Annotated in this window: 13 protein-coding genes; 8 read left to right on the forward strand and 5 right to left on the reverse strand. The window is 38.0% G+C overall.

The genetic code is table 11. The features are described 5' to 3' along the window. The first annotated feature begins 119 nt into the window (after positions 1–119). The 5 genes from ACSVH6_RS00895 to ACSVH6_RS00915 all read left to right on the forward strand — a co-directional run bounded on the left by ACSVH6_RS00895 (position 120) and on the right by ACSVH6_RS00915 (position 7400). Positions 120–2867, forward strand: a complete 2748-nt coding sequence (locus ACSVH6_RS00895; protein ID WP_438074637.1) for a TonB-dependent receptor domain-containing protein — start codon at positions 120–122, stop codon at positions 2865–2867. 38 nt (positions 2868–2905) lie between these two features. Next, a complete protein-coding gene (locus ACSVH6_RS00900; protein ID WP_438074638.1) occupies positions 2906–4096 on the forward strand; it encodes a hypothetical protein in 1191 nt (396 codons plus the stop codon). Positions 4097–4206: 110 nt separating this feature from the next. Then, entirely contained in the window at positions 4207–4521 is a 315-nt protein-coding gene (locus ACSVH6_RS00905) for a T9SS type A sorting domain-containing protein (protein ID WP_438074639.1), read from the forward strand. Positions 4522–4625: 104 nt separating this feature from the next. After that, the gene (locus ACSVH6_RS00910; protein WP_438074640.1) at positions 4626–6338 is read left to right on the forward strand and encodes a T9SS type A sorting domain-containing protein; all 1713 of its coding nucleotides are present in this window, start codon (positions 4626–4628) and stop codon (positions 6336–6338) included. A gap of 81 nt (positions 6339–6419) precedes the next feature. Then, positions 6420–7400 (forward strand): acyl transferase, encoded by a 981-nt coding sequence (locus ACSVH6_RS00915; RefSeq protein ID WP_438074641.1) that lies wholly within the window; start codon positions 6420–6422, stop codon positions 7398–7400. Here ACSVH6_RS00915 and tyrS read toward each other — a convergent pair. Further along, on the reverse strand, positions 7393–8688 hold the full coding sequence (gene tyrS / locus ACSVH6_RS00920; protein ID WP_438074642.1) for a tyrosine--tRNA ligase: 1296 nt from the start codon (positions 8686–8688) through the stop codon (positions 7393–7395). The two genes, ACSVH6_RS00915 and tyrS, sit on opposite strands and share 8 nt — an antisense overlap. A gap of 263 nt (positions 8689–8951) precedes the next feature. Here tyrS and ACSVH6_RS00925 point away from each other — a divergent pair, with 263 nt between their 5' ends. Further along, positions 8952–9950: an NAD-dependent epimerase/dehydratase family protein gene (locus ACSVH6_RS00925; RefSeq protein ID WP_438074643.1), complete on the forward strand. Its 999-nt coding sequence runs from the start codon at positions 8952–8954 to the stop codon at positions 9948–9950. Here the strand turns inward: ACSVH6_RS00925 and ACSVH6_RS00930 are convergent, their stop codons facing one another. From ACSVH6_RS00930 to ACSVH6_RS00940, 3 genes are read right to left on the reverse strand one after another with little or no spacing between them, the layout of a single operon-like run. Next, on the reverse strand, positions 9951–10337 hold the full coding sequence (locus ACSVH6_RS00930; protein WP_438074644.1) for a DUF4296 domain-containing protein: 387 nt from the start codon (positions 10335–10337) through the stop codon (positions 9951–9953). An 11-nt stretch (positions 10338–10348) separates the two neighbouring features. Continuing rightward, positions 10349–11689, reverse strand: coding sequence for a dihydroorotase (locus tag ACSVH6_RS00935; RefSeq protein WP_438074645.1), 1341 nt, complete (start codon positions 11687–11689; stop codon positions 10349–10351). 10 nt (positions 11690–11699) lie between these two features. Continuing rightward, complete coding sequence (locus ACSVH6_RS00940) at positions 11700–12425, reverse strand: polyprenol monophosphomannose synthase (protein WP_438074647.1); 726 nt, start codon at positions 12423–12425, stop codon at positions 11700–11702. A gap of 106 nt (positions 12426–12531) precedes the next feature. Between ACSVH6_RS00940 and ACSVH6_RS00945 the strand changes: the two genes are divergently transcribed. Together ACSVH6_RS00945 and ACSVH6_RS00950 are read left to right on the forward strand one after the other, a co-directional pair. Continuing rightward, a complete protein-coding gene (locus ACSVH6_RS00945) occupies positions 12532–13206 on the forward strand; it encodes a DUF4271 domain-containing protein (RefSeq protein ID WP_438074648.1) in 675 nt (224 codons plus the stop codon). Positions 13207–13216: 10 nt separating this feature from the next. Further along, positions 13217–13966 carry a uroporphyrinogen-III synthase gene (locus ACSVH6_RS00950; protein ID WP_131475235.1) on the forward strand — a complete coding sequence of 250 codons (750 nt, stop codon included), beginning with the start codon at positions 13217–13219 and terminating at the stop codon, positions 13964–13966. A 71-nt stretch (positions 13967–14037) separates the two neighbouring features. On the opposite strand, the gene pckA is transcribed toward ACSVH6_RS00950, so the two are convergent. Beyond that, positions 14038–15663 (reverse strand): phosphoenolpyruvate carboxykinase (ATP), encoded by a 1626-nt coding sequence (gene pckA / locus ACSVH6_RS00955; RefSeq protein ID WP_438074650.1) that lies wholly within the window; start codon positions 15661–15663, stop codon positions 14038–14040. Positions 15664–15682 lie beyond the last annotated feature (19 nt).

The following is a 15682-nucleotide window of genomic DNA, read 5'->3' on the forward strand; positions in this document are numbered from 1 at the left end:
AACGGTAATTTAATATGTTAACAATTTGGTAATACTAATCGAACAAAATGGTAATAATGGAGTAACGTGACCTTTACACAACGGTAGTTACTTTGCCCCAAAATTAAACACAACAAAAAATGAAATTTAAATTAGTTATTACATTCTTATTGCTGACCGTTTTTGCTTTTGCTCAAAACAAAGGAACCATTACCGGAACGATAACAGACAAAGATTTGAATAATGAAACCTTGCCTTTTGCTAATGTAGTAATTAAAGGCACTACTATCGGAGTCACTACTGACGCAACCGGAAAATATACGCTGAGCTTAGCTGCCGGTAGTTATACCATTCAATTCAGCTTTTTGGGTTATGAAACCATAGAGGAAAAAGTGGAAGTAAAAGCCGGTGAAACCATAGTACTGAATAAAGCATTAGGCTCAGGAAACTACCAGCTAAAAGATGTAGTGGTCCAAAATACTTCAAACCGGGAAAAGGAAACCGCTTTGTTACTGGAACAGAAAAAAGCTACCGAAATCAAACAAAGTATCGGAGCGCAGGAAATGTCCAGAAAAGGCGTTAGCAATGTAGAACAGGGATTGACCAAAATCACCGGAATCAGCAAAGTAGGCTCCCGCGGGATTTTTGTTCGCGGATTAGAAGACCGGTACAACAACTTATTGGTGAATGATTTGGCCGTGCCTTCGAATAACCCATACCGAAAAATCATCCCATTGGACATGTTTTCTACTGATATTGTTGGGGTAATTGATGTATACAAAACCTTTAACCCGAGTATTTCGGGTGATTTTGCCGGAGCGACTTTTAACGTAGCGACTACTAAAAACGTAAGCAGTCAAACCAAATTAAGTATTGGTTTGGGATATACAACTGACAACAACCTGCATTCTTTTTCACTTTCCAAAGATGCGAATTCAACTAAAGGTTTTCTCGGGTTAACCGGTCGCGACAGAAGTTTGCCAAGTGTTATTACCAGTGTTCCAACGGGTCAACAACTAACTGTAGCCCAGGCTCAAGAAGGTTTCAAATCGGGCTGGAATGTTGATGAGACCAAAAGTCCGTTAAACACTAGTATTGGACTATTACATTCAGAAAAGTTCAAATTCAAAAACGACCAGTCTTTCTCGTATTTGTTGTCAATCAATGCGGATAACAGCTATACGCAAACCAAAGGGCCTGACAACACTTTTAACATTAATGGTGATTTTAATAATAATGCCATCAAAACGGAAAGCCACTATAAAACATCGGTAGCCTCCTTGTTGAGCTTAAATTACAAAGCCAGCCGATTCAATCTTACCTCAAATACTTTTTACCTGCGTTCGACAGACAATTTAATCCAAGACCAGGTAGGTGCTTTCGATAACAATTTGGACAATCACAATGTAATTGTGAGAACCAACCAGTTTGAACAATCCGACTACCTGAACTCTCAATTATTAGGCGAGTTGCACCTTAAAGAAGATAAGTCTCAATCCTTGAAAGGAGGAATTTCGATGGCAAAAACCAGCTACAAACAACCCGATAGAAAAATTTTCAAAGGAGGTATTCAGGGCGAGAATGTTGCCATTAGTTATGGTGCTAACAACTTTTTACGCCAGTACTTAGATGTTTCGGGTGATGTCTTTGCTTCCGGATTTTTAGAATACAATTTGAAATTCGGGAAAAAACAAAACAATCTTGCTTTGGGATACAACGGAAACGGAGGGTATACCAAAACCACTTATCGCTTTATTAAAACGGATGGGGCAGGTATCATTAATCAACCTTTGAATAGTCTTGACGATCAGATGAATATTGACCTTGAAAATGGTGTTTATTCTTATTTAGAAAGTTCTACCTCCAACTACAAAACAAAAATGGTAGAAAACAGCAACTCAGCCTACGCGAATTTGCTGTTAAAATTCGGAGATAAATGGGAGATAAACGGCGGACTTCGTTTTGAAAAATTCAACCGTGATATCCGATACCGCCCATTGGGAAATTTCTCAGCGCCTTACGATAAATTGAAAACCGACAAAGACTACGTACTCCCTTCGATAAATGTGAAATATGCCGCAACAGAAAGAGCCAACATTCGATTTGCCGCCTCTAAAAATTTCACCAAACCGGTAATTATGGAGATTATCCCAATATCCTATATCAACGGAGACGGCACCATTGTTCAAGGAAACCCTGATTTGATAAACAGTGACAACATCAATACCGATTTGAAATATGAATTTTTCCCGACAAACAAGGAACTTTTTGTCATTGGTGCTTTTGCCAAACATTTGGATAATCCTATTGAAAGAACTTTCAGAGGAGAAGCCGGTGGGTTTATCACCACGTTCTTAAATTCAGACAAAGCCGATTTATACGGAATTGAAATGGAAGGTATTTTGGATTTAGCCCGATTAAATAAAAGCTTGTCTAATTTCTCCTTAGGTTTAAATGCGACCTTAATGAATTCAAAAGTAACCGCGAGTTCGGATGCAGAAACGCATAAAAACAGAGAATTGCAGGGTGCTTCTAAATGGTTAATCAATTCCGATTTAAAATACCAATTTGAATTCAGCGAAAAATGGAGCAACACAGTTTCTTTGGTGTATGGTGTTTTTGGAAAACGAATTTACAGTGTGGGATCATTGGGCTACGACCATATTTATGAATTGCCTTTCCAACAATTAGACTTTGTTTGGAACAGTAAAATATCTGAAAAATATGCCTTGAAATTTGGCGTAAACAATATCCTAAACCCAACAAGAAAATATGAATTAGGAAAAAACAACGATACCAGCCTGATCAATTTCGTTGCAAATTCACGCACCTATGAAGCCTATAAAAAAGGCGTTGGTTTCTCTTTGAGTTTTTCTTACACCTTTTAATAAAACAAAAAACAACACATTAATTAAAATAAATGAAAATGAAAAAAATTGTATTGAGCTTAATCCTTTTAAGCACTGTTTTTACCAGTTGCACTATTAGTGACAACGATACTATCACAGTAACGCAACCCGCTTCGGGCGAAATCTCAGGAACCTATACTACTGACAAAACTTTTGAATTCGGGAATTATACTTTGAAAGGAATTGTAAAAGTAGCACCCGGAGCGACGTTGACTTTTGAGGCTGGTTCAACCATTACCTGTAACAAAGCTACCGGAGATAATGCTTTGGTGGTGTTAAACGGCGGAAAATTAATCGTGAACGGAACTTCATCCCAACCGGTTATTTTTACAGAAGCTTCCGGAATTCCGGGATCTTGGGGTGGAATTATTATGTATGGTGATGCTCCTATCCACGGTGCCGGAGGATTGACCAGTTTAATGTCTGAAGACGGAAACGTACAACAATATGGCGGAAACAATCCATTGCACAATGGAGGCTCTTTAAAATATGTTCGTGTAGAATATGCCGGGTCAAAACTGGCTGACGGAACTAAAGAAAACAATGGATTTACTTTTTATTCTTGTGGTTCAGGAACCATTTTGGATCACTTGGTATCCTACAAAGGAGCAGATGACGGGTTCGAGTTCTTTGGTGGAACCGTGAGCATGACTAATGCTATTTCTTACGGAAATTATGATGATGCTTTTGACTGGCAAGACGGATGGCAGGGGCAAAACAATTCCAACTGGTATGCCTATCAGGTAACCAAAGGAAACTACGGAATGGAAATCGAGGCTTCGGCTCAAAATAACGATTATTGGCCGGTAATTACAAATATCACTCTGAAAAGAGCTCCTGGGTGTACTCCAGAAGCAGTTGGAGATGTACAAGTTGATGCTTTTCAGTTTAAAAGAGAAGGCAATGGTGATTTCAGTAATATCATCATTGATGGATACAAAAACTATACTGAAGGATCTATATTATATCCGGCTAATATAGTTAAAATTCAAGATGCCACCACTAACACCAATCAGGTGAACGGTTCAAAAATTAAACTGACTAACATTACGTTTACCAATACAGACAACGAAATCGGAGCTCCTCTGAACGCCAGTTTTTCTATCAGTTTTCCGGCCGGACAATACACTACCGGTACCACTGCAACAGGCGCTTTACTGACTACCGGAGCTTGGGCTACCGTGGGAAGTGTAAACCTTATCCAATAAACAATTAAGTTAGAATATGTTAAAATATCCCTCAATTGTAATTTGAGGGATATTTTTTGGTATAGTATTTGAAATAAATTTTATATCTTTGTTACAACCAAATAAATCTCATGGCTAAAAACTACTTTAATATCACACTCCTTATATTATTGTTTTCTTTCTCCGCTTTGGCGCAGGATGGAAAACAACAAGGGAATGATGCCTTAGGTTTTTATCCAAATCCTGTGAACAACGGAAAGATTTACATTACCTCAAAAACCAGCTTAGACAAAGAGATTTTGATTTTTGATGTTTTAGGAAAAAAAGTGTTGCAAACTACCATTTCTTCACGCGAATTGAGTATTGCTTCCATACCTCCGGGAGTTTATATCATCAAAATTACCGAAGGCGACTCAACCGCCACTAGAAAACTAATTGTCAGATAGTTGAACTTTTAGTTTTTTAATCTTTATTTAATCATTTTTTTACATTCTTTTTTTCTGCAAAGAAAATTTGTGATTATATTTGTAGGCTAATTAAATTTAAAAAAATGAAAAAAATTTACTCTTTATTACTTTTAGTAATGACTTCTGTGTCATTTGCACAGACGTTTTATTCTGAAAACATGGGAACACCGGCTGCTACCACATTAGTGACAGCATATACCGGTTGGCAAAACACTTCTCCTATTGTATACTCAGGAACAGCTGATGTCAGAAGCACTTCTGTATCATCAGGTTACACAGGAGCTTCCGGAAGCGGAAACGTATTAGTAAATACCGCAGCCGAGTATTTTCAAATTGACGGCATAAATACTTCAGCTTACAATACGGCTGACATACAATTAAGTTTTGGATATAATGCTGATGGAAACGTGGCTAACACATTAACATTAGAATTCAGCTCAAACGGGGGTACAACCTGGACACCTATCACTTATACTCCGGGAGCAACAGGATGGAGTTTAGTGACTATCCCGGGAAATACGATTCCTTCTACAACAACTTTATCTTTGAGATTCACCCAAAATTTGGCAACTCCAAAAAACAACAGATTAGATGACATTAAATTGAGCAATGTATCTGCTTCTTGTACTCTTGCTTTAGGAACGCCAACAACTTTGTGTGATGCTTCAACTACCGGTATTGATACTTATACCGTTACCATTCCTTACACAGGAGGTGGAAATGCAACATATACCATAACACCTTCTTCAGGAACTATCGGTGGAGACAACCCTTCTACCGTTGCCGCAGGTAACATCACCATTTCTGGAGTAGCAGAAGGAACAAACTTTTCCGCTACAGTAACAGGAGGCACATGCAATTTAAGCACAAACGCAAACTCACCGGAATGTAAACCAATCAATACTTTACCATACAGCGAAAGCTTCCCATACAGCACTGGTGCTACATTAGGATCACAACAAAAATGGACCAATGTGAACTCAGGAGACGACATCGTAGCTGCAGCCGGAAGTTTAAACTACACTGGACTTACTTCTTCTGGTAATTCAGTTACTTTCTCAGGAACCGGAATTGATTGCTTCACTCCTTTTACCAGCACTACTTCAGGAAACATTTACGCTTCATTTTTAGTTAATGTTACTGATTTAACTAACGTTACTGCTACTGTTCCTGAAACTTATTTTGCAGGTTTAACCGATCCTGCTAAAGGATACAAAGCCAGAATTTTTACCAAAGTTACTTCAGGTCAATACCAATTAGGTCTTGATGCTGCATCAACAACTACAAACTACGATGCAACCTTAAGAAATCCAGGCGATGTAGTTCTTGTAGTTGTGGGATATGATTTTACAGCAAACACTTTGAGTGCATGGATTAACCCAGACTTATCAACTTTAAACGCATCAACACCAGCGACTTTAACAAGCACTCCTACAGCTGCAATAACTGATTTAGGCGGGTTTATTTTAAGACAAGATTCAAACACAACTACTCCATCAATTACATTTGATGAGTTAAGAATTGCTGACTCCATCGGTGGATTGTTAGCCGTTGCTCAAAACAACATCACTGGATTAAAAGTATATCCTAACCCAGTTTCTCACGGAACTTTATTCATTGAAACGACTGCTAACGCTACTAAAGTTGTGACCATTTATGATGTTTTAGGAAAACAAGTCTTGAACGCTACTACTGCTGACAATGCTATTAATGTTAGCTCATTAAATGCAGGTGTGTATGTAGTAAAAATTACTGAAGAAGGTAAAACTGCTACCCGAAAATTGGTTATTAAATAATCATTTCTTTAACATACTTAAAAGCTCTGATGAAAGTCAGGGCTTTTTTTATTTTCCTTACTTTTGCCAAAAAATAATTCCTTGATCAATTCTCAAGACATATTTACCATCTCTTCTCAAAAGCAGTTTGAAAAAATCGCATTGAAAGTTTTTCGTCACCAACACGAAAACAATAAGGTCTATCGAGAATTTTGTGACTTTCTGAATGTGGATAAACAGAAAATAAAATCATTGGAAGCAATTCCGTTTCTCCCAATACAGTTTTTCAAAAGCCACAATGTTGTTTCTAATTCTGATGCCATTCAGGAAACCTTTACCAGTAGTGGCACAACCGGAATGATTACCAGCAAACATTTAGTAACAGATGTTTCTTTATACGAACAAAGTTATCGCTTAGCCTTTTCAGAATTTTATGGAAATATTGAAGACTATGCCGTTTTAGCCTTGCTCCCTTCCTATTTGGAAAGAGAAGGCTCGTCATTAATTTATATGGTCAAGGACCTAATCGAATTGTCCAACAATGAGCACAGTGGGTTTTATTTGAACGATTATGATGCATTAATCACTAAACTCATTGAACTGGATAGCTCCGGACAAAATGTAATTCTGATTGGTGTGACTTATGCGCTGTTGGATTTGATAGAACGACAAAGCTTTCAACTTAAAAACACCGTCATCATGGAAACCGGTGGTATGAAAGGCAAACGTAAAGAAATGATTCGTGAAGAATTACACAACATCCTCTGCAAAGGTTTTGGAGTAAGCAGTATTCATTCTGAATATGGCATGACGGAACTTCTTTCACAGGCTTATTCTTTGGGCAACGGCACTTTTGAATGTCCGGCCTGGATGCAAATCCTCATTCGCGACCCTGAAGATGCTTTGACTTATGTTGATTATGGTAAAACAGGCGGCGTCAATATCATTGATTTGGCAAATATCAATTCCTGTTCTTTTATTGCTACGCAGGATTTGGGCAAAAAACAACCCAATAACTCTTTCGAAATATTGGGTCGCTTTGATAACTCTGACATTCGGGGTTGTAACCTGATGGTTATATAACCCTTATCAAATAATAGTTCTTTTTCCCTTTTTGTAACATCAAAAACTGATTGTTGATTAGGTCTTTCGGAGTGATGCTATAGTCAGCCGCTACTTTTTCTTTATTCAACGAAATGGAATTCTGTTGCAGCTCACGACGGGCATCGCTGTTTGAGGCTAAGAATCCTGTCTTAGCCGAAAGCGCCGCTATCATATCCATACCCGCTTCAACATCTCCCTTAGCAACTTCAGCTTGAGGCACACCTTCGAACACTTCCAAAAAGGTTTTGATATCCAGCTTCTTCAAGTCATCCATCGTTGGGCTAAAAAATGCACCTGATGCAAAAATCGCTTTCTCTAACTCTTCCGCTCCGTGAACAAAAGTTGTCACTTCAGCAGCCAAGCGCTTTTGCAGCACTCGCAAATGCGGAGCTTCATGATGCTCTGCAATTAATTCATCTATGGTTTCTTTATCCAGAAACGTAAAAATCTTAATGTATTTCTCGGCATCCACATCGGTAATATTCAACCAAAACTGGTAAAACTTGTATACCGAAGTTTTATCCGCAGTCAACCAAACATTTCCTCCTTCAGACTTCCCGAATTTAGAACCGTCAGCCTTTGTAATTAATGGACAGGTCATCGCATAAGCCTTAGCTCCGTCGCCGTTCATTCTGCGTACTAATTCCGTTCCTGTGGTAATGTTCCCCCACTGATCAGAACCTCCCATTTGCAACAAGCAATGGTGTGTTTTGTATAAATGGTGAAAATCATACCCCTGAATCAATTGGTATGTAAACTCGGTAAAACTCATTCCCTCTCCGCTTTCACCGCTCAATCGTTTCTTTACCGAATCTTTAGCCATCATATAATTTACCGTGATTCGTTTGCCCACATCACGTGCAAAATTGATAAACGAAAAATCTTTCATCCAATCGTAATTGTTGACCAAAATCGGCGCATTGGCTGCCGTAGAATTGAAATCCAAAAAACGCGACAACACTGCTTTGATACCCGCCACATTATGCTCCAAAGTAGCTTCATCCAAAAGGTTTCTCTCATCTGATTTTCCAGACGGATCGCCAATCATACCTGTGGCACCACCTACCAAAGCAATAGGTTTATGACCGAATTTCTCCAAATGCACCAACAAAATAATCGGCACCAAGCTCCCAATATGCAACGAATCACTTGTGGGGTCAAACCCAATGTAGGTCGTAGTCATTTCTTTTAAAAGTTGTTCTTCGGTTCCGGGCATAATGTCGTGCACCAAGCCACGCCATTGCAATTCTGCTACTAAATTCCTCATTTTGTAATTATTCTAATGAGCGCAAAGATAAACAGAATTGGGAATTTTAGGAGCGTGACATTTCTTTTTTTAGGGCACTTGCCCCCGCTTTCCGTGCTACAAGGTAGCTTGCTTTAATCGGGGCCATTGTTCAGGTTATTCTATGCTAAATCAAATTAAAAATCCGACTGCCAATGGCAGCTCTCCTTTTACTATCAAATCTTTTGACTCGTTAGCCAACAAAAAATAGCTAATCCTAATTCGGAATTCGTAAATTCGCACCTATGATATTAGTCACAGGTGGAACAGGTTTAGTAGGCGCCCATTTATTGCTGCATTTAACCGAAAATGAGCAGCAAATCCGTGCAACATACCGTCAAACGAATAGCATTCAAAAAACCAAAGACCTCTTCATCTTGTATCAAAAACACAATCAGTTTGATTGTATTGAGTGGGTTCAAGCTGATATCAACGACATTCCTGCTTTAGAAAAAGCCTTTGAAGGCATTCAGTTTGTCTACCACTGTGCCGGATTAATTTCCTATGATCCGGCCGATGAAGAAAAACTCCGAAAAACTAATATTGAAGGCACTGCAAATATTGTGAATCTCTGTTTGGCCAAATCTGTTTCTCGTCTTTGTCATGTCAGCTCCATAGCCGCTTTAGGCGACTTGGCGCCACAGGAAAAAGAAATAACAGAAACCACCGAATGGAATCCGGAAGCCTACCACAGCGATTATGCCATCTCAAAATACGGAGCCGAAATGGAAGTTTGGCGGGGCCAACAGGAAGGTTTAAATGTAATTGTAGTAAATCCTGGAATTATTTTTGGCCCTGGTTTTTGGGAACAAGGAAGTGGAGCTTTTTTCACTTCGGTAAAAGAAAGACTGCCGTTTTACACCAATGGAACTACCGGATTTGTGGGGATTACAGATGTCGTAAGAATCATGATTCGATTAATGGAAAATAACAAAGTGGGGGAACGCTACACTTTAGTTGCTGAAAATCTCACTTTTAAAGAAGTTATTTTTGAGATCGCTGAAAACTTGAACGTCAGAAAACCACAACGCGAAGCAAAACCCTGGATGTTGTCTTTGGCTTGGCGATTGGATTGGTTCTTAGCCACTTTTCTTAATCGTAAAAGAAAATTATCAAAATACAGTGCCAATGCACTAACCTCATCCGAAACTATTTCCAATCAAAAAATTGCAACCACTTTCAATTTTGAATTCCAAAGCATTCGTTCGGTTATTAAAGAAGTTATTTCTCTACAAAGCAATTAATTACTGTACTTGCGGAGCATCAGACAAAACAGGAGTTCCGCTCGGGGTTGTAGTAGCCCCGCCGGATTTTTGAGTTTCCTCTTCCAATCTCGACTTAACCTCTTCATACATTTTTTTGTATTCTTCCATATCAGAAGCATAATATTTATTGCTTTCGGCCAACTGAATGCTGTCAATATTATATTTTTTAAAGAGGTATTCATTGGCTTCTTTATTTTCGATTCCGCCTCCAACATTCTGAGATTTAATAGCCTGAAGTAAGGACAGGTCATACAAAATGTTAACCATCTTATCTTTATCTATCAGGTTTTTTGGTTTTTCAATTCCTTTAGAGTTGCAGCTTATTATCAAGAAGAGCAATCCGAATAGTGTTATAATTTTTTTCATCTGGCAGTATTTTATCTGTCAAAAAGCAGGCGCTGTCCAACCGGAGTTTCTTTTACTTTAAAATTTTGATAAACCAATTCTCCATTCACAAAAGTATGTGTGATTCTCGATTTAAAAGAATATCCTTCAAACGGTGACCAACCACATTTATACAGTATATTTTCCTTAGTAACATTCCAAGGCATGCTCGGGTTTACAATTACCAAATCAGCATAATATCCTTCTTTGATAAAACCACGCTTTTCAATTTTGAAAATCTTAGCCGGATTGTGACACATTTTTTCCACTATCTTCTCTACAGAAATTTTTCCTTGGTGATTGGCTTCAAACATAGCCACAACAGCATGTTGTACCAAAGGTCCTCCTGAAGGTGCTTTTAAATAGGATTGCTGTTTTTCTTCCAAAGTATGGGGCGCATGGTCAGTAGCAATAACATCAATGCGATCATCCAATAATGCCTCCCACAAAGCACTGCGGTCCGATGCTGTTTTTACCGCCGGATTCCATTTAATAAGATTGCCTTTTGTTTTATAATCTTCATCCGAAAACCATAAGTGATGCACACAAACTTCTGCCGTAATTTGTTTTTCTTCTAACGGAATTTTGTTGGTAAACAATTCCATTTCTTTGGCTGTAGAAAGATGGAAAATATGCAAACGGGCTCCTGTCTTCCGGGCTAAGGCAATCGCTTTCGAAGAGGACAAATAGCAAGCTTCTTCGCTGCGTATCAAATGGTGGAATTCTACAGGTATGTCTTCTCCAAATTGCAATTTGTATCGCTCCAAATTCGCTTTTATCGTTGCTTCATCTTCACAATGCACAGCGATCAGCATTTTTGTCGAGGAGAATATTTTTTCCAACGTTTCTTGGTTATCCACCAACATATTTCCGGTGGAAGAGCCTAAAAACAATTTGATTCCGGCAACATTCTTGGGATTGGTTTTCAGAATTTCATCTAAATTATCATTGGTGCCGCCCATCATGAATGAATAATTGGCAAAAGAAGTTCGGGCGGCTATTTGATATTTCTCTTCTAAAATTTCCTGAGTAACTGCGTTCGGGACGGTGTTGGGTTGTTCTATAAAAGACGTAATTCCGCCGGCAACAGCTGCACGACTTTCGGATGCGATATCGCCTTTGTGCGTTAAACCAGGCTCTCGAAAATGCACCTGATCGTCAATGGCTCCGGGAATAAGATAGTTCCCTTCCGCATCAATAATTTTGCAATCAACTGATTTGGGACTGATGCTTTCGGCAATTTCAACTATAAATTCGTTTTCAATCAAAACATCGCCTTCAACAATCTTTCCTTCATTTACAATTTTGGCATTCTTAATTAAAACGGTGTTCATATTTTCTAAATTATAATCGGTTGAAAAATTTTCTGAATCGCAAAGCGATAACCCCAAATATGGCTTCTTTGATAATGGCTCCGCTCATTTTAGATTGTCCTTTGGTTCGGTCAGTAAAAATCACAGGCACTTCTTTGATCTTAAAATTTTTGGAAAATGCTCTGTATTTCATCTCTATTTGAAAAGCATAACCAATAAATTTAATTTTGTCTAAACTTATTTTTTCGAGCACCTCCCGATGGTAACAAATAAATCCGGCGGTGGCGTCCATGATTTTCATACCGGTAATCATTCGCACATATACCGAAGCAAAATACGAAAGCAACACACGGCTTAACGGCCAATTGACCACATTTACTCCCGTGACATAGCGAGAACCTATAGCTAAATCTGCTCCATCCTTAACACAACAGTCATATAACTTTTCCAAATCATTTGGATTGTGCGAAAAATCAGCATCCATCTCGAAAATGTAGTCATAATTTTGCTTCAATGCCCATTTAAAACCGTGAACATAAGCTGTTCCTAGTCCTGACTTTTTCTTTCTGACCGACAAAAACAGTTGGTCCGGGAATTCCCGCTGCAATTCCATCACCTTGTCTCCCGTTTTATCAGGCGAATTATCGTCAACAATTAAAACGTGAAAAGATTTTGGTAAAGAAAAAACAGCTCGAATAATACTTTCGATATTTTCAATTTCGTTATAGGTAGGAATAATTACAATGCCGTCGGTCATAAAATACAGTCAAACTTCATTGCAAAAATAAACTTTTTATCAGAGCCTCATCTTAATAATTATATAATAATTTAACAAATAAAAAATTAGTAATTTTGTCGGGATTATGATAGAAACCGTTTTACAACCGCGCGTTTTGGAACCCAAAGACTGGGCTACTTATTTATTTATTTTGGCTTTTATTTTAATCGCTGTCACCCGAACTGCTTTTGAAACCCGCTTCAATGACTTTCTGCGCATTTTAGTTTCAGACAAATACATCAAAGTTTATAAAGACACCTCGCACTTAATGAGCGGATTTACCATTCTTTTATTTATTGTTCAGGTAATCTCTTTTTCCTTTTTTATTCAAATTGCACTCAGTCATTTTGGGTATGTTTCCAAAACGGATTGGGTTCTTTTTATCCGGATATTCACTTTTTTTGGTGTATTTGTGCTTTCAAAATTTTTAATCGAAAAAATTGTAGCTACTACTTTCAACATTGAAGAATTCACCGAACAACTCAATTTACAGAAAGTAAGTTACCGAACCTTTATCGCATTGCTGCTGCTTCCGGTAAACATCTATTTATTTTATAACAATTCTTCATCAAATATTCTTATTTTTTGCATTATCGCTGTGATTTTAGCAATTAACATGTATACTTATTTGGTTTCTCTGAAGATTTATCAAAATTTGCTATTGAGCAAGTTGTTTTATTTTATTTTGTATCTTTGCGCACTCGAAATAGCGCCCTACTATTTTATATATTATTTGATTACAAAAAATTTAGCACATTAAAATGTCAAATTTGAAAGTGAAAACAATTTTGGTGTCACAACCAGAACCAAAGGTGGAAAATTCACCTTACTTTGAATTACAGCAAAAGCATAAGGTAAAAATTGATTTCCGATCATTTATACATGTCGAAGGTGTAAGTGCAAAAGACGTAAGGGCTCAAAAAATTGACCTGAATAACTTTACAGCGATTATACTAACAAGTCGAAATTCGGTGGATCATTTCTTTAGAGTAGCAGAAGAAATGCGTTATAAAGTACCTGAAGATTTGAAATATTTTTGCCAATCTGAAGCCATTGCTTTTTACTTACAAAAGTATGTGGTTTACCGCAAACGCAAAATATATGTGGGTCAAAAAGACTTTGTTGATTTGTCTCCGCTCATCAAAAAATACAAAGAAGAAAAATTCCTTTTACCGGCTTCTGACCAATTAAATTATGACGTCCCACAAACACTGAACAATTTAAAAGTAGACTGGACACAAGCGACTTTTTATAAAACCGTAATGAGCGACTTGTCTGATTTAGCCGATGTGTATTATGACGTTTTAGCTTTCTTTAGCCCAACAGGAATCAAATCATTGTTCAAAAACTTCCCCGACTTCAAGCAAAATAACACGCGTATTGCCGTATTTGGCAGTACTACGCAGAAAGAAGCATTGGAACACGGATTACGTATTGACATTTTGGCCCCGACACCTGAAACTCCATCCATGACCATGGCTTTGGAAAAGTACATCGCAGACGCCAATAAAGGAAAATAAAATATAAGATAACAACATAAAAAAAGCCATTCAAATTGAATGGCTTTTTCGTTTTGGTCGGGTTTTGTTTGTTATAATTGAGGACCTGCTTTTACCAAGCTTTGTCCTTCTTCATTATCGGTATATTGCGCAAAGTTTTTGATGAAACGTGACGCTAAATCTTCAGCTTTAACATTCCATTCAGAAGCATCAGCATAGGTGTCTCTCGGATCTAAAATAGACGGATTCACATCATGTAATGCCGTAGGTACAGTCAAATTAAACACCGGAACCGTTTTGGTTTCCGCTTTTTCAATCGAACCGTCTAAAATTGCATCAATAATCGCACGTGTATCTTTAATCGAAATACGTTTTCCGGTACCGTTCCAGCCCGTATTAACCATATAAGCTGTTGCATTGTGCTGTTCCATTTTCTTTACCAATTCTTCTCCGTATTTGGTTGGGTGCAATGATAAAAATGCTTTCCCAAAACAAGCGGAAAATGTTGGTTCCGGCTGAGTAACTCCTCTTTCTGTTCCGGCTAATTTTGCCGTGAATCCGGAAAGGAAATAGTATTTGGTTTGTTCCGGAGTTAATTTAGAAACCGGCGGCATCACACCAAAAGCATCAGCAGTTAAGAAAATCACTTTGGTCGCGTGCCCTGCTTTGGAAATTGGTTTTACAATATTATGAATATGATAAATCGGATAGGAAACCCTCGTGTTTTGCGTAACAGAACCATCTGTAAAATCAATAATCCCGTTAGCATCAAGCGTTACGTTTTCCAACAAAGCATCTCTTTTGATGGCTCCGTAAATATCCGGTTCATTTTCTTTACTCAAATCAATGGTTTTGGCATAACATCCGCCTTCAAAATTGAATACTCCTTCGTCATCCCAACCGTGCTCATCATCACCGATTAATTCACGTTTCGGATCTGTAGACAAAGTCGTTTTTCCTGTTCCGGACAAGCCGAAGAACACAGCAACGTCGCCGTCTTTTCCTTTATTGGCGGAACAGTGCATTGAAGCAATGCCTTGTAATGGCAAATAATAGTTCATCATGGAGAACATTCCTTTCTTCATTTCTCCACCGTACCAAGTTCCTCCGATTAACTGCATTTTTTCAGTTAAATTAAACGCAATGTATACTTCAGAATTTAAGCCATGAGACGCATAGTCTTTGAATGATGTTTTAGAACCGTTCATTACAATAAAATCAGGCTCTCCAAAATTTTCCAACTCGGCTTCTGTTGGACGGATAAACATATTAGTCACAAAATGTGCCTGCCATGCCACTTCCATAATAAAACGCACTTTCAATCGCGTATTTTCATTGGCGCCACAAAAAGCGTCTACCACATACAATTTTTTGCCGGAAAGTTGTTCAACGGTAGTTTCTTTTAAAGCCTCCCAGGTATTTTGGGTAATAGGCTTGTTGTCATTTACTGCCTTATCCGAAGTCCACCAAATAGTGTTCTCGGTAACGCTGTCTTTAACGATGTATTTATCTTTTGGTGATCTTCCGGTAAAAACACCGGTCATTACATTCACTGCTCCTAATTCAGAAAGTTGGCCTTTTTCATAGCCTACCAAATTGGGATCTAGTTCGTCGTTGTATAATTTTTCGAAAGAAGGATTGTGGATAATTTCGTTAACGTTTTTGATTCCGTATTTGTCCAACGAAATCGATTTCGTAATTTGAGCGTAGTTCTCCATAGAAATTAGTTTGTGTTGT

The organism is Flavobacterium sp. XGLA_31 (assembly GCF_051547105.1).
Classification (GTDB): domain Bacteria; phylum Bacteroidota; class Bacteroidia; order Flavobacteriales; family Flavobacteriaceae; genus Flavobacterium.